Consider the following 21,549-nt stretch of genomic DNA (forward strand, 5'->3'; position numbering starts at 1 on the left):
CAGTACTTTATAAACGTTTTGGTGATCTTAATTCACTTGAAGGATAAATTGATTGATTTATAATATGTAAAAGCTGTTTTTCAGCTTCTAAGAGATCTTTAAAAGGCAGAAAAGGCTACCCTCCCTGAAGATTCAATTTAGACGTATTTATCACATGGTTCACTTCAAAAAATAAAACATTTCGATATTCCAAAAATAACTCATCAAAACTAAAAACAGGGAAAGGAAATTTATATCTATCAATAATGTGCTCCTAGTCAGCGAAAAGAGGGAGAAAAGAAAGGCGCTCTTCTTTAAAAAGTACGCCAAAAAATATAGTACCTAATATCACAATATTATGAAACGGCCTCTGTTGTTTTTGCAATATACTCATCTAAATGATCTACAGGATTAAACACTGGATTCCCATGACATACTTCCAATCGAACAGGTTTCAATTGACGTACAACTTCACTGCTCCTAACAGCCTCCTGCATATCAGCTGTGAACATTGGAATGGGTCTATGCAATTTGCCGTTTTTTGAAGTGAATAAATCTCCAGCTAATATAACCTGGTCCTGTTTATGATAATAAACAACATGCCCTGGTGCGTGACCAGGTGTATGATAAGGCACTAATTGACCCATTGCAAGCAATTCTCCTTTGTCGTTAGTTGGTAGTGGTTGAGCTACTCCTTTTTTTACACTTTCTGCAGCTTTTTTTCTTCTAGGATAAGGCATATCACCCTCCATATATGGAAATTCTGAGGAGTGAGCAAAAACAGGAACTGAATTTACTTTGAGGATTTTTTCAATCGCTCCCACATGATCTCCATGACCATGAGTCAATACGATTCTTTTTAGCGGACCTGCTTTTAATTCATCAATGAAGTTTAAAATTCCCTTTGACATCACAGGCATGCCTGCATCTACTAAAGTGACTCCATCCTCTTCTACAACAATCCATACGTGGATTGGAAACCCTAACCATGTTTTCAAACTATAGATATGCTCTGAAACTTTAGTTACTTTCATATTTCAATCAACTCCAATATTTAATTTTTGTTTAAAACCTAGCAACAACACCTCAAAAGCAGATTCAAAGGTTGTATTTAATCTTTTCATAATCTGATTCAAAGGTTCATTAGAAAAAGAGTACGTAGTAACAATCCCCTGCAATGTGTAATAATAAATACGAGTGTATTCTAACAACTCCTCACTCTCTGTTTTTAGTCCAAGACTCTTTTGAAGAGATTGCATTAACAGTTCAAACAATTCATTTCTGAGTTTATTTAAATTTGATTCTGGTTCTTTCTCATCCACTCTCGTTGTTTGTGTTTGAAACAAGATTTTGTACATGCTTTGATGAATTAAACAAAAATGGATAAATTCAATGCTAATTTCATAAAGCTTAGCTTCGGATGGTTGTTCTAAATGATTTAAAATATGTTGAAACTTTTGTTTTAATTCCTCTAGCAGCGGCATAGATATAGCATGTAATAACGCCTCCTTATCTTTAAAGTAAATATATATCGTCGTATGTGAACAGCCCGCTTGTTTAGCAATTTCTCTTATACTAACCGCACTAAATCCTTTTTCGGTAAATAATTTACTTGATGCAGCTAGAATAGATCTTTTTGTTTCTTCTGAACGAAGCTCTATTTTTTTTGTCATTTAAAAATGTCATCCTTATCATTATTTTATAACCACTGGTTACTAACCGTTGGTTATAATATAACCGATGGTTATATTATTTGTCAAGAAAAATATGGAAACCCTGCTTTCATCATACACTTATGCGGAATTCATAACATTAGTTGTAAATATCCAAGCAAATGATCCTATTTGTTCATAAAATATTGTGTTAACTACCAATTTGAAAGGAAGTGAATAATATGAGCGTTTTCGACAAAACCATTTGCGATTGTTGCGTCTGTCCGATGCAATGTGTATTAAAAGCATTAGAGAGGCAAGAGGTTGAACTTTTCACCCGCTCAGAAGGTTTTATAGGAGTAACAATTTCAAGAGTAGAAGACTTTATTGTATTTACAGAAGAAGGAGGGAAATTTGCGATTTGTAACATTACTGCCGTTTCAATAGCTCCCTCCGCTTTTACTCCATTTCCTTTAAAACCGATTCAAACAAACAACAAGGGACTATGTGCTTGTTGCGAAGAGCCTATGACAAACGTGGCACGTTCTAGAATGAGGGAAGGGCAGCCTTTTGATATAGAATTCATCTCTAGCCCAGAAGCAGTTCCCGCACCAGGAGTTTTAATTCAACAAGTTGGAGAGGGCATTGTATTCGGATTAGTAGTGGAGAACACACCTATGTTCTTTTCAACTTGTGCCATGACTAGGATTAGTCCTTCTAATAGTTCTAGCAATACAAACTTTATCACAAGATTTAAGGAATTAAAAAGTAAATAGAAGTACAGATGTGTTAACAAAAAATAATACTGAAAGAAAGGGGAATGCGCTTGTTGCGAAGATCCTATGGCAAATGTGGCATGTTATCTTCGAGGTGAGTATCATTATTACAAACATTAAATTAAACTTATTAAATAGCTTTCTATAAAGAGAATCCAACTTCAGTGGGAGTTTTTATTTCTCCAACTGAAAGTTAGATGATCTTATCAGGTGAAAAGCAGTCTATTGGCTCACTTTATACATGCAATTTCAGCTCATTGTGTAGTTTAATAATATAGGTCTTTGTCTGTTTATTCACACCAGTTTGATAAGTTACAATAAGCAACGTACTGGATTCAGTATCAATGATGCCCTTCTCCGAAAAAGTTTGATAATCGAATGGCAAGACCTCAAGCACAACATGTTTAAACATTTCCTTTTCACTCATATTCAGCTGGGCAAAGGATTCAGAAACAACCTCAGGTTGTTCAGCGATCCACTTCATGTAATGTGCATGCTGTTTTTTATCTAGTGTCTGCTCCCACCAGATTTTACGAGGTTTATATTTATGATTTAGAAAATAGTCAAGTTTCATAAGACCTTCTATTACAGCTAAACGCTCTGTCCTTCTATGTTTCAAAAATGACATTAATCTTGAAAATAAGCTTTCGAGCTGGTGACCAATTTTTTGCCATCCTTGTGCTTCCCAATAGTCCCCAAACTCTTGGAAAAAATCAAACGCAGACTCAAATTCATGTTGTATTAAATATTCTAAGGTGTGATCCATGCGATGCGCATTCCAGTACTTTTCTAATACGTCCTCTACCCTTTTAATCCGAACGATGTCTGAAAAAGACATAATATCATTTTCCAGCATTTCATATGGGGCTCGATCCATATACTTATATCCATGTTTATGAGCTGTATTACGCATCCCTGTTCCACGAAGCATTTTTAAAAACCCTAATTGCAATTCCTCAGGTCGTAGTTCAAACACATCATTGAAGGTTTTTCTAAAAGAACTATAATCTTCTTTAGGCAATCCAGCGATTAAGTCTAAATGCTGATCTATTTTTTTACTTTCTTTCACCTTTGTTACGGTTCTGGATAGCTTCTCAAAATTTTGACGTCTCTGAATTAAATCGTTTGTTTCATCATTTGTAGACTGCACACCAATTTCAAAACGGAAGATACCTTCTGGTGCATTTTCAGATAAATAATCAAGCACTTCTGGGCGCATAATGTCTGCAGTAATCTCAAATTGAAATACACATCCTTGATGATTATCAATTAAAAATTCAAAGACCTCCATCGCGTAAGCTCTTTTAATGTTAAACGTTCGATCTACGAATTTAATCAGCTTTGCACCTGATTCAATCAAAAATAACAAATCCGCCTTTGTTCTTTCCATATCAAAATAACGAACACCTACTTCAATACTAGATAAACAAAACTGGCAGCTGAAAGGACAACCTCTGCTCGTTTCAAAATAAACGATTCGATTTGTTACATCAGGTAAATCTTCTTTAAAACGATAAGGCGTTGGAATTTCATTTAAATCTAATTTTGGTCGAGGTGGATTGATGATGACTTCCTCTTCTTTTCTGTAAGCTACACCGTAAACAAAATGATATTTTTGATCCTTTTTAATTTCTGTTAAAAGATGGTGGAAGGTCTCCTCTCCTTCTCCCATCACGATAAAATCAACCTCAGGTATCCGCTTCATCCAATAATCTGTGTCATAAGATACTTCAGGTCCACCTAATACAATTTTCAACTCTGGTTTTATTTTCTTTAACATCTCGATCACGGTGATCGTCTCTTCAATGTTCCAGATATAACATGAAAACCCAATCACGTCAGCATCTTTCTGATAAAGATCAGACACAATGTTCATCACAGGATCTTTAATCGTATACTCTGCCATTTGTATATCAAAATCTTTTTCACTAAATGCTTTTAAGTAACGCAATGCTAGACAGGTATGGATATATTTTGCATTTAACGTAGATACTACCACTTTCATCTATATAAATACCTCAATTTCTAAATTATTGTCAGTTAAAATACAGGTGTTTACATGAATTCACAATTTAAATTCTTCTAGGGTACTTCATATTATTTTCACCTAAAACATATGGTACCATTCTTTGAAGCAAAAGCAATGTCCCTGTGTTTTTTTCAACATGTAAAAAATGGTACAGTTCTTGACAATATTCATGCGATTTGATATTTTTGAATGAACGTTCAAACAAAGAGGGTGTAGCAGAACCAATGAAAAAACAAGACAGTGATACAAAGCAGAAAATAGTGGATGCTGCCTATAAAGTTTTAGCAGAGCAAGGTTATGATAAAACCTCTATGAAGCAAATAGCCAAAGAAGCAGGAGTCGCTCAAGGATTGATCAACTACTATTTCGAGAGTAAAGAAGATTTGTTGTTTGCATTATTCCATGAAGAAAGCTGTAGGTATAGCGAAGAGCTATCGAAGCTTTCAGACATTCCTATGTCTCAAAAATTTATTCAAGAAGCGCTGCAGGTTCCTAAAAAGCTAGTACTGGATCAACCCGAATGGCACCGTTTAAGATTTGAGTTATTTGCAATTGGCCTGCGTTCCGAAAGAGGAGCTCAAGAAATTACAAGAAGTTCAAAAATGGATCGCGAGCAAACGATAAATGAACTATCTAGACTTCATATTACTGAAGATCACAATATACAAGGATTGGCAAGAATCATAACAGCTGTGATGGATGGATTATCATTGCAAATGATGGTCGATCCAGAATTTGAAGCGGATTTGGCATATGAAACCTTTGCTAAGATGCTAGAGACATACTTGACAAAAAAAGAGTAATTTTTTTTAGATTCAATTTGAATGAACATTCAAACAAGTAATATGAACTATTAACATGGACCTAATTAGGTGAAAATCAAGCTGTGAAGGAGAGTGAGAAAAAATGAATTCACCTTTATTTAACGAATTCACATTAAAAAATGGCACAGTCATCAAAAATCGTTTTATTAAAGCCGCGATGAGTGAAGCACTTGCAAATGCACAAAATCAACCAAGTGAAAAAATATTTAAACTATATGAAAAGTGGGCAGATGGCGGAGCAGGTGTTGTTATTTCTGGACATGTAATGGTAGATCGAAGTGCCCTTGCAGAGCCGAGGAATATAGTTGTAGACAATGAGGCAGTTCTTCCTTTTTTAGAAACCTGGGCTAAAAGAGGCACGAAAAACAATACACATCTCTGGATGCAATTAAACCATCCAGGGAAACAAACCTTTAAAGGCATTGTAGATGAATCCGTTGCCCCTTCTGCTATTCCACTTGAAGGAGACATCAGTCGGTTTGTTGCACCACCCAGAGAATTAAGACATGAAGAAATTCTCAAAATCATACAACGATTCGGTTACAGTGCAAAGCTTGCTCAAAAAGCGGGTTTTACTGGTGTTCAAATCCATGCTGCACACGGTTATTTGATTAGTCAGTTCTTATCCCCAAGACATAATCAAAGAAAAGATGAATGGGGTGGAGATATCAAGGGAAGAATGAAGTTTTTGCTTGAAGTCTATCGAGAAATACGCAATCAAACAATAGGAGATTTTTCTATAGCTGTGAAAATGAATTCTGCCGATTTCATGAAAGCAGGTTTTACTGAAGAAGAGTGCATCTATGTAGCTGAGCATCTGGAAAAAGAAGGTGTTGACTTGCTGGAAATTTCGGGAGGATCTTATGAGAGTCCTCAAATGACAGGACGAAATGTTAAAGAAAGTACGAAAAAGCGGGAAGCTTATTTCCTCGATTTTGCAGAAAAGCTTCGTTTATCCGTAAATTTCCCAATCATGGTCACTGGGGGATTTCGAACCAAAACAGGAATGGAAGAAGCGATTCACACCAACGCAACTGATTTCATTGGTTTAGCCCGCCCTTTTGCTGTCTGTCCTGAATTACCAAATCAAATGAAACAGAATAAAGTACAAAAAGTAGAAATTACACCTAAACAAACTGGGATTCGAGCAATCGATGATAGTTCTTTGTTGGAATCCACTTGGTATGCCCAACAGCTAGAAAGAATCGGTTTAGGTAAACATGTGAGACCAAACTATTCTATTTGGTTTTCATTGTTTCAAGCTATTATTAAAAACGGAAAGGAAGTTTTTCAGCTACGAAGAGCGAGATGATCCTCATCGTATAAAACTAATCCTCGTTTTAAAAACATAAGCAATTTTACCAATTAATAATATTTTTAAGCTCAAGCAAAAAACTGCTTGAGCTTACATATGTAAATGAATTAACCTTTTTCTATCCTAATCATTTTTATATGAATTTTTTTAGATTTTTAGTATAGTTATCTTAATATTTTTGATTTTATATTATTAAAGGAGATTGCAATTTAAAAATGGACTTCTCTATTCATACTATGAATCTCATTTCTTTATTAACAACTAGTATAGGTTGGAGTATGATTGCTTTTCTCGTATTTCGTACATATAAAAAGTCACAACATAAACCAAAAGTATGGAAAGTAATCGTGATTACATATGTTGGCTTATTTTCTTTATCTATCGATTGGATTATAACAGATTCTTTATTAAAGATCCCCTTACTACCACTCGGAGTTTGGGTCTTGTACTTGATTTTCAAAAGAAAACAGACAAGTTGGCAGACTTATCGCTCTTTTGCTTGGATCGGTTTTTTGAGTAATTTTGTATTTATTCTTTGTACACTAATCTACATCCCGATCTACCAAACCTTATATCCTACAAATGATATTTCAACTTTTGTTTCAAATATAGATCATGCAGAGATTATTCACAGTCATCCTTCAGCAGAAAACGTTAGTTTAAATAAAGATAAGCTTTTAGAGCAACTAGATGCAATAAAACAAGTAAATATCGATAGCGCTCAATGGTATGAGGATGTTATTTTATTGAAAAAAGAGGAAAGATTTCCATACTTATTAATTGAAACTTTACCAAAATGGGGAAGTGGCTCTCATGCAGTTATATATATTGAAAACGATGGAAAAGGTTTAATACTGCAGACAGAAAACAAACAATTCTATTTTCGTTCGGAACATTCATTTTTAAAGGAGGGAAATCGCGCTGAATCGAAATAAAATCACTCCCATCCTGGTTGTTATTAGCATATTCATGATGATATCCCTATATTATTGGTTTTATTTAGCCAATCCTGATGATATCCCATCCAATAAACAATTAGTAGAGAAAATGAACCGTGTTTTTCCAGCAGCAAATGTAGCTCATATTCAAGACAAAATCAGACTGGATGAAAAACATATATTTATTCCCTTTATATCTAGTAAAGATGAATATGGAGTAAGTTATTGGATTTGGACGAAACATAAATGGGAATTAGTAAATATTAATACAACTGGTTCTCCTGAAGTCTGGAACATAAAAGAGAAAAACCCCTCTACGCATTTTATTGTATGGAATATACATCCAGACGACCAATTGGAAACAATCAAATTCCATCTACTAAAGGATAGAGGATATCGAATTGCAGATGGAGTCGAAAGATATCATCCTAAAGTTCAAATGGAAGAAACCATCTCCCTGAAAGAAAATTCATATGGAGCTATATCAATACCAGAAGATTGGACTCAAATCATCAAATCTTATAGGAATATTGAACCTGTTCAATCATTTAGTTTTTTTAATCATTATGGTTTCTCTCAATATTACATATATTATGGTTGGACTTCTTATGATCAGTATGGCAATCAAACGTTTCCAGGAAACTCTGTGAATGGTAATGGATATTCAAATAGAGATTATAATATCGATTTTATGATGATTATGGATGAGGCAAAATTAGAATCCAAATGATAAACCTAGTTATTCGTTGTACTAAAGAAATTATCACTCCTACTTAAATATAAGGAGTGATAATTTTTAAAAATTCAATACTTTATTTATTTGATGAAGAGAAATATCCCCGTATCTAGTTATTATTGGGTCATTACCTGATAAATCTATAATAGTGCTGGACTTCGTTGTTCCCTGAGGTTCACCGTCTAATATATAGTCCACTTTATGACCAATTTGTTTCATTACGATCTTTAAATCTACTAGAACACCATTAGCTTTACCAGACAGATTAGCAGATGTCATAGCTACAGGAGTTTTCAGTTGTTTCATAAATCCTTTCCAAATCGGATTGCTCAAACATCCCATGGCTATTGTTTCCCCACCGCACACCATTTTGCTAGGAACAGTTTCCTTTTTGCGTAATATGATATTCAATGGACCTGGCCAGAAAGCTTCAACTAAAGTTTGGATCATTCCAATGTCATCGACATCAGCGTAGTCCTGCCACTCTTCCGGATTTAATAAAAATAACGTTAATGGAGATGTTGCTGGTCTATTTTTTATTTTAAAAACACGATCAATCGAATCTTCACACCATGGGTTTAAAGTCAAAGCAAGATTTGTATCACTTGGAGTAACAATTACTCCTCCATCTTTCACACAATTTGCAGCTAGTTCGAAGTTCCCTTTTGTTGGTTCTAATATTTTTGTTAAGGATTCCATTCCTTCCCCTCCTAATATTGAGTTTGATTTCATCATATCAGCAATTTACCAATAGTTAAAATATATAGTATCTATAAAGATTATTTCATTTACCTATAACATTATTAAACTCTTCTTCAGCATTAAAAAGCACAAATAATTAGACAGAATTCAAACAAACATTAAAAAAGATATAATCAGAGGGTTAAGTGTTGAGACTTACCACGAATGGGTGGAAAATGGATAAAAATAAATATTTAATATATCCCTTATCCAACCCTTACCTCCTTCCATTGTTTTTCCTCCCTATCACTGTTATGATGTAAAACAGAATCATTAATTGAATACAATTCAATTTCAAATAAAGTGTAAAACGGAGCGAAATATCATGGAAAAGAAAAAGAAAAATTACATTACAACCTCTGCAGCTCAAGAATTGAAAACAGGCGAGCTGCTAGTTATTACTATAAAACGAATCGGCATTAACGGTGAAGGCGTTGGATATTACAAAAGAAAAGCCGTATTTATTGAAGGGGCTCTTCCCGATGAGGTTGTAAAAGCAGAAGTAGTTCATATACAACCGAATTTTATCAGAGCTGATCTAGTAGAAATCGAGCAAGAATCACCTCATCGTGTGAAACCACATTGCTCTGTTTATGACGTGTGTGGAGGCTGTCAGCTACAGCATTTGGATTACAAGGAGCAATTACGTGTAAAAGAGGACATTATACGTGAATCTTTTAACCGCTATACAGACAAAACAAAAATTAATATTAGACCCGTGATCGGCATGGATGATCCTTGGGGATACCGAAATAAAGCTCAATATCAAGTAGGTTTTCATAAAGGATCGGTACAAACAGGGCTTTATTCAACAAGATCTCACAAATTAGTGGATATCTCTGGATGTCCTATTCATCACCCAACAATCAATCATATTATTGAAGAAACGAAAAAAATAGTGCAAGAGCTGCGCATTCCTATATATGATGAAAAAAATAATAAAGGAATCTTAAAAACAATCGTAGTACGCACTGGCTTTAAATCTAATGAAAATCAATTAACTTTGGTCACAGCAAAAGAACAAGTCCCTAAGTTGGATCAGCTTATTGATTTAATTCGTGAAAATATACCAGAGGTGTCTACAATTGCTCAAAATATTAACGCTGAAAAGACATCCATTGTTTTTGGTAAAAAGACAAATATCCTTTGGGGAAGAAGACAAATTAAAGAATCATTAGGGAATGTCAACTTCTCATTATCACCAAGAGCCTTTTTCCAGTTGAATCCTGATCAAACCATTAATCTATACAACACAGTGAAAAAAGCAGCTGATATTAGAGGGCATGAAAAAATTGTAGATGCTTATTGTGGAACAGGAACAATCAGCTTATGGTTGGCTCCTTATGTGAAAGAAGTTCGCGGCATTGAAGAAATTCCTGAAGCCATCAATGATGCTAAAAAAAATGCAAAACTAAGTGGAATTAACAACGCACAATTTTATGTAGGAAAGTCTGAAAACTTACTGCCAAAGTGGATGAATCAAGGTTTCCGTCCTGATGTCATTGTAGTTGATCCACCTCGTACTGGATGTGACTATAAACTACTGCAAGCAGTTGTAAGAGCGAAGACAAAAAAATTCATTTATGTTTCTTGCAACCCATCAACTTTAGCTAAAGACAGCTCATACCTTTTAAGAAATGGATATCATTTAAAATGGATTCAGCCAGTAGATATGTTTCCGAACACATCACAAATTGAAAGTGTAGCTGTGTTTATCAAAAAATAAATTTTAACTATATGAAAGATCATGAAGACGAGGAAATTAGCTTCATGGTCTTTCTTTATGCTTTTTTTACAATTAACTCTTTCTGCATTCTAATGAGTCATTCTATGTTTCTTTTCTGGTTTGTAAACCCTATATCTGATGATAAAAATCACTCCTACTATTACAACGATTGCGAACCCATTCACTACAAATAATAAATTTAACGATACAAACGTAGATAGAACACCAAAAATGATGAGGGATATTGTATCTGCCAGGTATAATAATACAGCATTTAAGCTAAACCCCTTCCCATGCATGTCTTCTGGAATGTAGTTTTGAATAATGTAAACACGGGTTAAACCTGTGATAGGAATACCTATTCCGACAACGGCAGCTCCAACAAAATACATTGGAATGTTCATCGCAAAACCTAGGAAAACTAGACCTATACCCCAAATTATTGAACCTATTAAATATGTCTTTAAGGATAGCTTTTTCCATATCAATGGAATCAATAAGTTAGTGATAATGACAACAGCCCCATATCCCCCTTGTAAGATGCTGAACAAAGATTTCCCCTCATCTGACATATCCAACAGGGACAATAATAAACCAACTTCCCACAACCAAGTATTTAAAAAAACCATAACAAAGGTTAATAAAAATAAGGAGCGAACTGTATGCTGCTTCTTCACCCACTGGGCAAATTCAATCAATGATCGAAAAGCATTTTTCAAGTCTTTTTTATCATCTGTATTCATTTGTTTTGTTTTCACCGTAATCATTGAAATGGCAATCACACTGATAACATAAGTGAATGCATCCAGCGTAAAAAAGTGAATCTCACCTACAGTTTGAATAAGGAGGACCGTAATGATCGGGCTTAGCACAGTAATCCCTCTGGTCAAAGAATCATACAAACTGTTGGCAATATTTCTTTGCTCCGAGGAAGTAATAATTATTGGAAGCATCGCACGAAAACTTGGATTAAAAAAACAACCTAAAGTTTGTACAGCAAAACTGATCAGCAGAAGATAAGTATAATTTAGGAAATCAAAATGAAATAAAACCACTGTTGATAAAATTAATGGAACTCTGATTATGTCAATAAAGATCATCAGCCTTTTTTTATTCACCCAATCAGCAATGACACCCCCCAATAATCCAAAAAATAAGTAAGGTAAGGTTTCTGCTATAACAACACCTGTAGTGTGTAATTTAGAGCCAGTTAAATCATAGGCCACAAATAGAAAAGCTAAACCAGTTAAGATATCTCCAAGTCTGGAAACACTGCCACCGACTAAGTAATATAAAAAGTTTTTATTTGAAAGAACCTGTTTATACATATAACCTTCTCCCCCACTTCTTCTATATTATTCTTTTATATCGAAGACTTTGATAATTCTCATCTGTATGATTTGCATAAGATTCCATCGTTGATTGCTCTATAAATCCTTTTGCTAAATAAAAAGGAATCCCTTTTTATTTATCTTTGGCTACAGACACCCACTGTACCTTAGCCCCTAGTTTTCTTTGTTCTTCTGACAAAACATTTAAAATCTTTGAACCGATCCCTTCTCTTCTTCCCAATCCCTTGAACATGGTTTTCTGTTGCTTTTTGAATAGTTAACATATATATCACTCCTAAATGAATTTGATAAGTTGTTTGAAAGTTGTATTAATTTCTTGTATAATCAGTATATATCCAAATATTTAATATGTAAATATTAAATATTTACATATAAAAAATGGAGGAAATATAAATGAGCCGTGAATATATTACTCGGACTTACCCAAATACAAAGTTAGATATCCAAACTTCTTTTGGAGTGAATTTCATAACTAATATCTTCTTAGTGGATTATGCCATTCATGATTTAGCAGTGATGTCAGAATGGGTACAGGATTTTTCAAAGAAGCTCCCTAACAAAGTTAAACAAAACCTAGAACTATTAAGGACTGTCTTTGCACATGGAGCCATACTAAGAGAATTTTACATGATGAAAGCTTCCGAGAACCATTCTGATTGGAATGAGTTTATCAATTGGTGGAGAGATTTAACTCTTGATGAAATCACAAAGCTTATCACTTATGGAATACAAGAGAATTTAAATTATTATTATGAAAATCTAGCACCCATACCTAAAGTTGAGAAAAGATTGAAAGGGTTAAATCGCTCTAAGCTAAATATTGAAGAAGAAGATACTAATACTAACAATACTGCTCTTAAAGCCGTATTAGAGAGCTGGTCCGTTGAAGATGTAGAAAAGCACATCGTTTTCTTCAAAAACCCTAAGTTAATACAGGAAAAATGCATTGAACTATTTGAGGGGAGTTGGAATAATGGATTCGAGGAATTTTGGAATAAAAGTAAAGAGCTCATCACAAATTTAGATTCAACTGATATATCTCGAAAATTCAAAAAAAATGAAGATGCTATTTATTCAATTACAAATCTATTTCCAGATACAACTGATATTTCAATGATCAATCGAGCACAAAAAATCATATTCATACCTACTTTAAATTTGGAAAGATCACTTTCCCTATTTAATGAAAATAATACACTGTATGTTCTGTTTGAACCTCTAGAAACTTTAAGTGAAATAAAAACAAGATCAAATCATAATCAAAAAAGCGAAAATAAAATTCTGGTAGATGCTTATCCAGCTTTTGAGGGGCTTGGGGATAAAACTAGGTTACAAATTTTATTATTATTATCTCAAAACAGAGAATTATTTGCTCAACAAATTGTAAAAGCTCTTAGTATGAACCAAAGTATGGTTTCACGCCATTTGAGACAACTCCAAGAATCAAATTTAATTTCCATACGACAAGAAGGGAATACAAAATTTTATTCTATAAATAAAACAAGTCTGCGAAAAGTAATGGATTTTTTAAATATCATTGCTAAATAATCCATGAACCATGAAATTTCAGGATAATTTCATGGTTTTTGTTTAATAACTACCAATCCACTTTAATTACGCCATTCCAACAAGAGATCGTCAATATAAGACCTGAAGACATGAAAATACACGAGAGATTTAGATGATATTGTACATTTTGATCAATATGATAAAGAAAAAGCTTGGAGCAATGAATATATCGTGAAAGACGGAATTGTGAACTAGATATGAAATCAACAAAAATAACCAACAATCATTAGTCCACCTACAATCACCATTCCAACTCCTACAACAATGAAAGATTTATATGAGTTCTCGTTATATTTATACTTATAGCTATTTGGAACCACTAAATATTTGATAGATTTCAGCGTCCAGAACCACCCAACTATTGTAGTAATAACAGATAGATCAATAACCCAAACATTATGAAACAATACAATAGGAAGACCTGAAACGATCGTTAATAAACCAATCATTGGAGCAGCATAAGAATATTTTTGCAAGTCTTTAAATAACTCAGCCCATTCCTTAGCCAAACATACATGAGATACACCGATTATGAATATAAGTGCGCCAAATAATAACTCTATTTCTTGCATTTCACTCACTCCTTTAATAATAGTTGATCCACCAACGTTTCAATATAATGTGCTTGTGTTTCCTCGGCAGCATGATTGAATACACCTGATTCTGCAGAAAAAGCAATGGAAGAAATGATTTGATATATTCTTAAACGTATTTCTTCTGGGGATAAAAAAATATTTATAGATTCCAACTGAGAATGAATATAAAGCAACAACTCATTAGACAACGCGTTGTCCCTTGTATACTTTGATTTACCTACGATAAGTTGATGTGCTAGTTCTGGTCTTCTCGTTAGTGTTACAAATAGTTTTTTGAAAAAGGAATACAACCTTTCATCTAGTGATAATATATCCTCATACAGAATGTTGCTAAATGAAATTTCCTCATCGGTCAGCTCTATTAAAGCGATTTGAATTAGATTATCTTTAGATCCAAAGTGATAACTGATCGAACTTATATTAATGCCGAGATCATCACATAACTTCCTTCCAGATACAGCATCTACTCCATTTTCTAATATGAGCTGCTTAGTATAACTCAATATTTTATCCTTAGTTTTCATCAACTCACCCTTAACAAATAATGGATTTGTGTTCATTATACTATTATTCCAACATAAATTCAAACACCGTTTGAATTTATGTTGTCCATTTTATTTCTGCAAGATTTATAAACCAGAAAAATGAATAAATCATTTCTATTTTAGAAATGATAGGTAATATAACATTTAATTTTTTAAAAAAAGGATGTGAAAGATGTATTGGATACAAATATGAGTCCTGAAGAGGTGCTTACTCAAATTGTGGAATTACATAATAACGGAGAAACATTAGCTAAAAAAAGTGTTAAAAAAGCGCATCCAGATTTAATGAAAAATGCACTCTACTACTTTCCAAACTGGGATCAAGCAATGGAAAGAGCAGGCGTGCAGTAAAGAAATGAATATAAGTGTTCAACAATGAAAGTAGTTTATAAAACATTAATCCCCAATACATCATCATATTGGGGATTTTTTCATACCTATTGAACGTTGAGATCAATCCACTCTTCAAAAAATGAACTATGATCTTGTTCAAAATATTCATTAAAGTAATCAATAAACACTTCGGAATCAACCACCTTATATTGATTATCATTATAATATGCTGATAAAAAGTTTAATGCTTCCTCGGTACCACCAAGCTCTCTAAAATAAGACCATAATTTCATTGGCGCCCTGCTATAAACAGTTGTAATATAATTTTCAAATTCATGAAGTTGTTTATTTACGATGTCATCTGGCTCTCTCATATTATCCAAACGATTCGCAAATTCAAAACCAACCTGTTCATTATACTTCTCTGTCAGATAAAGGCTCGCTGCAAACTCTGCAATACCTTCGTCTAACCAAGCTTCACTATAAGGATCATTTGAAACTAAATAATAAAACCACTGGTGTGCTAACTCATGCGTTAGTATATGCTCGTAAATTTCTTCGTTATCGGAAATCTCCATTACATTCGGATATTCCATATTGCCGTTATTTCCAACCAAATCTATTTCAGCATTTGGATTATCACCAATTCTTTCTTCAAAAAACTTGAATATATTCTTTGCTTCTCTGCTAGTGTTAACTAACATATCCTCTTTCCCTGCAGGCATAAACACTCGTAGTTCAGTATCTTGAACAACTTCTGTTTGGCTTTCCCATTCTAATGGATCTAATAAAGCTAAATAAAAATCTTTAATCTTATCTCCCTTTATTATTCCTGATTGAGAAGGCAAAATCTCTCCATCTTTCCCTGAGCTAGCTACAAAATATTCCTTAGGAAGCATATAACTTATCTCGTAATCGCCATAACCAGTAAAATATGATTCTCCACGCGCATCGTAATCATAAATGACCCATCCGCTGTTATAATCCCCTAGCATTGGATACCATTGTGCTAGATAATAATTCCCAAAAAATTTTGACAATCGATTCCCTTTAATTGGCAAGTTTAATGTGTAATCTACCATCACCTTTGAAGTTTGTTTTGTTTTTAAATCTTTATCTAATGAAACAAGCATGATGTTATTATTTAATGAATAGGGCTGTTCTTTGTCATTAACAGTTATCTTATTAATTTTTAACTCCGCTGAATCTACCATGAAATCTGGTTTATATTTTTCAGTTAATGCATTCGGAACAAAGTAAAATCCAATATCTGTCCAAGCTTCTTCTGAGTTGTTAGTAACAGCTATTTCAGCCTTCACATGAAAGGTTCCCTGTTCATCAAGCTCAAGATCTATGCTGTAGCTGGTTGATTCTGGTGAATCGTTTAAAAAAATCATGAATATACCAATAAATAGAAATATACCAATGATTATAAATCCATATTTAAAATGTTTCTGCATATTTTTTACTCTCCCTCAAATATTTTAGTAACTAGGATTAGTATAATTGCATTTTCCATGGTCTTATCCCCTTCCATTGAGATAATTTTAAACACTATCCTACCACTGATAGACTACAGCTGTGTCTTATTTAATTTAACAGTTAAAATGATATGGAATTTTTTTCTTGTATAATTATACTATAAACAAAGAAAGAATAGTCAATATTTTCTAATAGATTCTCTTTTTGGATTTATTCAATTTGTTATGTGAAGTTAAAAAGTGAGGATATTTAAGGGAGCAAAAAAAGGATCGAGAACCATCCATCCCAATCCTTTTCTATGTACTTTATACTGTTATTACAAACTATTCACTATCGTACTGGAATCCTAAATAGTGCCATGTAAAACTGATGTCAGATAATTCACGAATGTCACTAAAAGGAAGCATCCAAGAACCACCGCCTATATCAGACATTTTTACATTTTGCTGAACTCCATCTTTAGTATAGTGCATAATTACATAATCAGCTTGAAAACCTTGAGTTACCCAATATGCTCCTGCATTTGGATCTACTTTGCTCCAGCCAATATAGTAACCTATATTTGTATAATCTCCAGCGTTAAATGTTGCAATATTAGAAGGCTCAGATTCATTTCCATTTACATCTACTGCTGTCACATAATAATAACGAGTTGTATTTGCATATACCCCTTGAGGATCAATAAATTCTGTAGTTGTTGGATAAGCAGCATGCAATTTGATTGCATTAGGATCAACACTTGAATAAACTTTAAAATGATCGATATTAGATAAATCTGAATAATCCCAGTTTAAAACAACTTTAGAATATTCTAAATCTGTAGATACACTCGCATACAAATTAGTAGGTGCTTCTAACTCAGAACTTTCATTAGCAAAGGAAGGTGAAATACTAGCAACTATCATCATTACAGCAAACAATAAAATCATTTTTTTCTTAAATAAAGAAGTAAACATGTGAATCCTCCTAGTAATTTTTAATATTTGAAAGCTGGCCAGTACTTTCTTGTTATTTCCAATGTAATTATAGTTCACATGTATAAATATAGTAAAACTTAGTTTTCTGCTGTATTAACTGAGTGAAGCGTATACATTCCTGTTTTTCAACTATTTTCCTTTATTTATCTTTTATTTCCTTATAATTATAAATTCTTCTTAATAATGTATCATTTAGGTGATCATATCAAACTTTCTTTACACAAAAAGAGAGAAGGATTATAAATCCTCCCCTCTTTTCACTTAATAACTTAAGTATTAATCTTCATTCTAATGATCATATCCATATGGAGGTGTGTCATGCGCCGGGGTTCCAATTGTAAATGTATAGAAAAATTCAACGTGACTTCCATCATCTAAGTTCTTGACTGTGTACTCCCATGTCCCGCCATTATTTGTAGCAGCTACATTTAGTTGACCTCCAGTATCCACTGTGTAATGTAAGTCTACAAAAGTTGAACTCACATTTGGAGTGAATTTAAACAAGGCTTTGGTTGGATTCAACTTTTCTATTTCAATCGTATAATCATCTGCGACTATAATCGTATTTCCTGTTGGAGCGTCTGTAGTAACTGTAACTGTATTACTTGAATTCGACTCATTTCCAGCAGCGTCCAGAGCTCTCACAGTATAACTATAGGTAGTAGAGGAACTAAGACCCGTATCTTGAAAAGATGTTGATGATGTGGTTCCTATCTCAGATCCATCACGATATATTTTATATCCTGTTACACCTACATCATCCGTTGAACCTGACCAGGACAGATCCACAGTTGTTTCTGTTTGACCTGATGCATTAAGTGACGGTGCTGTTGGTGAAGTTGTATCCGGCTGACCACCTCCTCCTGATCCACCAAATGTAAATTGATAATCGGGTGAATTATAAGCTGGCGTACCAATTGTATAAGTGTACCAGAAGTCAATGACATCTCCTTGATTAAGGCCAGTAATTGTATACTCCCAAATTCCTCCATTATTTACTGTCCCTACATTGATTTGTCCGCTATTGTTGACTTTATAATGGAAATCAACAAAACTGGAGGTTCCAGATGTAGGTGTGAATTTAAATAAAGCATCAGTGGAACTTGATTCTACCATTTCTATTGTATAATCATTTTCAACAATGACGTTTCCAGAGCCAGCATCAGTGGTGGTCCCTTGAACAGCGCTACTTGCAATTGACGAATTTCCTGCAGCATCCTTAGCTACTATAGTATAACTATATGTTATATTTGCTGATAAACCATTGTCGGTATAATTTGTGGCAGTTGTTGTTCCAGTTAAAGCCCCATCTCGATATACTTCATATTCTGTAACACCTACATTATCTGTCGATGCATTCCATGATAAACTGATACTATTTGAAGTCGCCCCTGTTACTGATACGTTACTAGGTTGACTAGGGGGTGACTGATCATTAGATTGATCCGTTGTTCCTTGCACTGAACTGCTAGAAGTAGATGCATTCCCAGCGCCGTCCTTTGCGACAATAGTATAAGTGTATGTTGTATTTGCAGTTAAGCCACTATCGGTGAAAGATGTTGAATTTGTAGTTCCAGCCAAGTTGCTATTACGGTAAACTTCATAACTTGTAACTCCTACATTATCAGTTGATGCATTCCACGATAAACTGATACTACTTGAAGTGGTGCCTGTTACAGCTACATTCGTTGGTTCACTTGGAGGAGATGTATCCGCCTGCCCGTTTCCAGTATTAAAACTATTCGGCTGAACTACAATGGAAGTACCATCGGAGAAGTTTACGGTCTTCACACTATTTGACATATTGTACGCAATATAAGTATTTGTATTTCCTTTTTTAAAGACTGCATATAAAGGATAATCTGCTGTAATCGATGTGTCTACTGTTCCTATTGCATTTAAGACATGAATCCAATGATACGTATTGGCTTTGGAATTGCCTTCCTCAGGTGAGAATACATTTGCTCTTGCATTGTATTGACTTATCGCATCCGCAGGATCTTCTATCGCTCGATACATCCATATGAGATCTTCCCAAGAATCCCAATTCGTACCCCCATTTTCATTAATCAATGCATTATAATTCAATTCCGTATAGGCAGGAAATTGAGTCAAATATAAGGAACCAGACTGGAAAGGAAGCCAATTGATGCCATGAATCTCTTCAGGATTTCCTGTCCACCAAACACCATCACCAACAGTTTTACCACCCCATAACATACTCGCAGTTTCCCGATTAAAACCTGCATGATGATTTTGACCAGAAACATCAAACCAATATTCGTTAATGGCATTCATTTCGGTTGTATATAAATAGATACCAAGATCTCGAAGTGAAGTATCCCCTGTCGCTTCACCCCAAAGAATCATACCTGTCCAAGCATTCATCCCTTCTGATGAAGATTCATTATTATTGCCGTCTCCGAAGTTAGCGTTACCTGAAGCCCATGAATGACCTGCGTAGATATCAAAATTTCTAAGAAAAGGAAACATATTATCGTTGCGATTATCACTCGCGATATCTCGAATTAATAAATCAACCATACCTCCCCAATTTGAAGATGAAGCCCAATTTGAATCAACTCGAGCAATTTCAGCAGCAGAACGAATAAAATACCCGTAATGGAAATGATGATCATTTAAATCAGTGACAGATCCATAGCTATCTGGATAACCAAACATTGTGCCCCAATTGTCGTTATAATAAAATACTTCAGTACTCCCTAAGTTCCCATTAGATTCACTAGCTTTAAACCAATCTTCCAACCTTGATTTAATCTCATTTCTAAATTGGTTGGCTGCATTTCCATCGCCTACTTGATCCGCTATAGTCGCTAATGTTGTAATCTTACCCAATCGTTTACCAATCCAGTAAGTATCAATAAGTCCAGAGTACACCTCGCCTTCAGCTTCATCAACATATCCTGCTAATACGGACTTATCATAAGTTCCTAAATCAGGAATAGCAGGTATCACACCCGTAAACGCCATATTCGTTTGGAATGAACTCCCCTCCGCTACCTTCATCTCTCCACGAACTGAATCATAAGTGTAATTTAAAAGTGATTTCGCTGTATTTTTCCATTGATGAGGATATAACGCAAAGATCGTTCCAGTTTGATTTCCTTCTTTCTGATTTGTTGTGTAAGTATACGTGGTGGTGACCTGACTTGTATTTTCATTGTAGGACCAAGAAACGAATGTATCTGTAACATGAGAATAAGCATATTGTGTAAATTTGTTCAATGTCGCTGATGAATTATCCGGAAGGGCAGCAACAGAAAAGTAATCGCTTCCATTTAAGTTGTTCGTTAATGTTGAGCTGCCAATCCCTGACCAAGTAGAGCCGGATGGACCAAACAATGCATAATGTCTATTATTCATCGTAATTCCTAAAACTGGACTGTTTGCATCTCCAGACCATACCGTTGGAGTTCCTGGGAAGGTTAATCTTGGATTTCCTCCAGAGTAAGTAAAATAAACATATGGTGAGCCATGACCATATGATACTTCCATACTGTTTGAACCACTTGCAAATAAATTTGTAACAAACCAATCACTATAACCATCTACTTTAGTATCTGGAAATGAACCTACATTGCTATGCCCAACTGTAAAATCATTACCATCTGTTTCTCCCATCCAGCCTTTAATAAATCCATTCAAGCCTTCAATTTCAGGAGAGGGATTAAAGATCCTAATACCGTTTGATCTGTTCCAAACTGCAAGAGGGTGAGGGTATTGTCTTTCAGAATATGCTTGAAAAGCGGTTGAACTCCACCAATCATTTGTAGGCATTGGCCCCGTTACGTTTGATGTTCTATAGATTGCAGATTGTATGTTGGTTGCTCCTGGTGGAAGGGTTTCTGAATAACTCCCCTGCCCTACATTCACTTCTCCATTAAAACCTAATGATGTTAGAGGGAAAACAACCAAAATTAAAGCTAGTGACAATAAAATTAAACTAAATTTTTTCAAA

The 21,549-nt window shown here is 34.3% G+C and carries 18 protein-coding genes; 8 read left to right on the top strand and 10 right to left on the bottom strand.

All coding sequences use genetic code 11. The annotated features are described in order from the left end of the window. Nucleotides 1–335: 335 nt before the first annotated feature. Both Q5Y73_RS19330 and Q5Y73_RS19335 read right to left on the bottom strand, forming a co-directional pair. Nucleotides 336–1,013: an MBL fold metallo-hydrolase gene (locus Q5Y73_RS19330; protein ID WP_305993564.1), complete on the bottom strand. Its 678-nt coding sequence runs from the start codon at nucleotides 1,011–1,013 to the stop codon at nucleotides 336–338. Nucleotides 1,014–1,016: 3 nt separating this feature from the next. After that, complete coding sequence (locus Q5Y73_RS19335; protein WP_305993565.1) at nucleotides 1,017–1,652, bottom strand: TetR/AcrR family transcriptional regulator; 636 nt, start codon at nucleotides 1,650–1,652, stop codon at nucleotides 1,017–1,019. 221 nt (nucleotides 1,653–1,873) lie between these two features. On the opposite strand from Q5Y73_RS19335, the gene Q5Y73_RS19340 reads away from it, so the two are divergent. Further along, nucleotides 1,874–2,407 carry a hypothetical protein gene (locus tag Q5Y73_RS19340; protein ID WP_305993566.1) on the top strand — a complete coding sequence of 178 codons (534 nt, stop codon included), beginning with the start codon at nucleotides 1,874–1,876 and terminating at the stop codon, nucleotides 2,405–2,407. A 235-nt stretch (nucleotides 2,408–2,642) separates the two neighbouring features. Here the strand turns inward: Q5Y73_RS19340 and Q5Y73_RS19345 are convergent, their stop codons facing one another. After that, a complete protein-coding gene (locus tag Q5Y73_RS19345; protein WP_305993567.1) occupies nucleotides 2,643–4,412 on the bottom strand; it encodes a B12-binding domain-containing radical SAM protein in 1,770 nt (589 codons plus the stop codon). A 248-nt stretch (nucleotides 4,413–4,660) separates the two neighbouring features. Here Q5Y73_RS19345 and Q5Y73_RS19350 point away from each other — a divergent pair, with 248 nt between their 5' ends. The 4 genes from Q5Y73_RS19350 (at nucleotide 4,661) to Q5Y73_RS19365 (ending at nucleotide 8,243) form a co-directional block, all read left to right on the top strand. Continuing rightward, a complete protein-coding gene (locus Q5Y73_RS19350) occupies nucleotides 4,661–5,239 on the top strand; it encodes a TetR/AcrR family transcriptional regulator (RefSeq protein ID WP_305993568.1) in 579 nt (192 codons plus the stop codon). A 103-nt stretch (nucleotides 5,240–5,342) separates the two neighbouring features. Continuing rightward, nucleotides 5,343–6,572: an NADH:flavin oxidoreductase/NADH oxidase family protein gene (locus tag Q5Y73_RS19355; protein ID WP_305993569.1), complete on the top strand. Its 1,230-nt coding sequence runs from the start codon at nucleotides 5,343–5,345 to the stop codon at nucleotides 6,570–6,572. 218 nt (nucleotides 6,573–6,790) lie between these two features. Continuing rightward, a complete protein-coding gene (locus Q5Y73_RS19360) occupies nucleotides 6,791–7,510 on the top strand; it encodes a hypothetical protein (RefSeq protein WP_305993570.1) in 720 nt (239 codons plus the stop codon). 34 nt (nucleotides 7,511–7,544) lie between these two features. Then, a complete protein-coding gene (locus Q5Y73_RS19365) occupies nucleotides 7,545–8,243 on the top strand; it encodes a hypothetical protein (RefSeq protein WP_305993571.1) in 699 nt (232 codons plus the stop codon). A gap of 66 nt (nucleotides 8,244–8,309) precedes the next feature. On the opposite strand, the gene Q5Y73_RS19370 is transcribed toward Q5Y73_RS19365, so the two are convergent. Beyond that, a complete protein-coding gene (locus Q5Y73_RS19370; protein WP_305993572.1) occupies nucleotides 8,310–8,948 on the bottom strand; it encodes an L-threonylcarbamoyladenylate synthase in 639 nt (212 codons plus the stop codon). Nucleotides 8,949–9,315: 367 nt separating this feature from the next. Here Q5Y73_RS19370 and rlmD point away from each other — a divergent pair, with 367 nt between their 5' ends. Further along, nucleotides 9,316–10,716 (top strand): 23S rRNA (uracil(1939)-C(5))-methyltransferase RlmD, encoded by a 1,401-nt coding sequence (gene rlmD, locus Q5Y73_RS19375; RefSeq protein ID WP_305993573.1) that lies wholly within the window; start codon nucleotides 9,316–9,318, stop codon nucleotides 10,714–10,716. Between the two features lie 89 nt (nucleotides 10,717–10,805). Here rlmD and Q5Y73_RS19380 read toward each other — a convergent pair whose 3' ends face one another. After that, the gene (locus tag Q5Y73_RS19380) at nucleotides 10,806–12,044 is read right to left on the bottom strand and encodes an MFS transporter (RefSeq protein WP_305993574.1); all 1,239 of its coding nucleotides are present in this window, start codon (nucleotides 12,042–12,044) and stop codon (nucleotides 10,806–10,808) included. A gap of 417 nt (nucleotides 12,045–12,461) precedes the next feature. Here Q5Y73_RS19380 and Q5Y73_RS19385 point away from each other — a divergent pair, with 417 nt between their 5' ends. After that, nucleotides 12,462–13,616, top strand: a complete 1,155-nt coding sequence (locus Q5Y73_RS19385) for an ArsR/SmtB family transcription factor (protein ID WP_305993575.1) — start codon at nucleotides 12,462–12,464, stop codon at nucleotides 13,614–13,616. A gap of 224 nt (nucleotides 13,617–13,840) precedes the next feature. Here Q5Y73_RS19385 and Q5Y73_RS19390 read toward each other — a convergent pair whose 3' ends face one another. Both Q5Y73_RS19390 and Q5Y73_RS19395 read right to left on the bottom strand, forming a co-directional pair. Next, entirely contained in the window at nucleotides 13,841–14,209 is a 369-nt protein-coding gene (locus tag Q5Y73_RS19390; RefSeq protein WP_305993576.1) for a hypothetical protein, read from the bottom strand. A gap of 5 nt (nucleotides 14,210–14,214) precedes the next feature. Beyond that, complete coding sequence (locus Q5Y73_RS19395; protein ID WP_305993577.1) at nucleotides 14,215–14,757, bottom strand: TetR/AcrR family transcriptional regulator; 543 nt, start codon at nucleotides 14,755–14,757, stop codon at nucleotides 14,215–14,217. A 198-nt stretch (nucleotides 14,758–14,955) separates the two neighbouring features. Here Q5Y73_RS19395 and Q5Y73_RS19400 point away from each other — a divergent pair, with 198 nt between their 5' ends. After that, on the top strand, nucleotides 14,956–15,129 hold the full coding sequence (locus tag Q5Y73_RS19400; protein WP_305993578.1) for a hypothetical protein: 174 nt from the start codon (nucleotides 14,956–14,958) through the stop codon (nucleotides 15,127–15,129). 86 nt (nucleotides 15,130–15,215) lie between these two features. Here the strand turns inward: Q5Y73_RS19400 and Q5Y73_RS19405 are convergent, their stop codons facing one another. From Q5Y73_RS19405 to Q5Y73_RS19415, 3 genes are all read right to left on the bottom strand, one after another. Then, a complete protein-coding gene (locus Q5Y73_RS19405; protein ID WP_305993579.1) occupies nucleotides 15,216–16,571 on the bottom strand; it encodes a M1 family metallopeptidase in 1,356 nt (451 codons plus the stop codon). 345 nt (nucleotides 16,572–16,916) lie between these two features. After that, nucleotides 16,917–17,549 (bottom strand): hypothetical protein, encoded by a 633-nt coding sequence (locus tag Q5Y73_RS19410; RefSeq protein ID WP_305993580.1) that lies wholly within the window; start codon nucleotides 17,547–17,549, stop codon nucleotides 16,917–16,919. Nucleotides 17,550–17,858: 309 nt separating this feature from the next. Further along, entirely contained in the window at nucleotides 17,859–21,548 is a 3,690-nt protein-coding gene (locus tag Q5Y73_RS19415; RefSeq protein ID WP_371320240.1) for a glycosyl hydrolase, read from the bottom strand. Nucleotide 21,549: the final 1 nt, after the last annotated feature.

The sequence above is a fragment of the Chengkuizengella axinellae genome (assembly GCF_030730905.1).
In the GTDB taxonomy this organism is placed as follows: domain Bacteria; phylum Bacillota; class Bacilli; order Paenibacillales; family KCTC-33759; genus Chengkuizengella; species Chengkuizengella axinellae.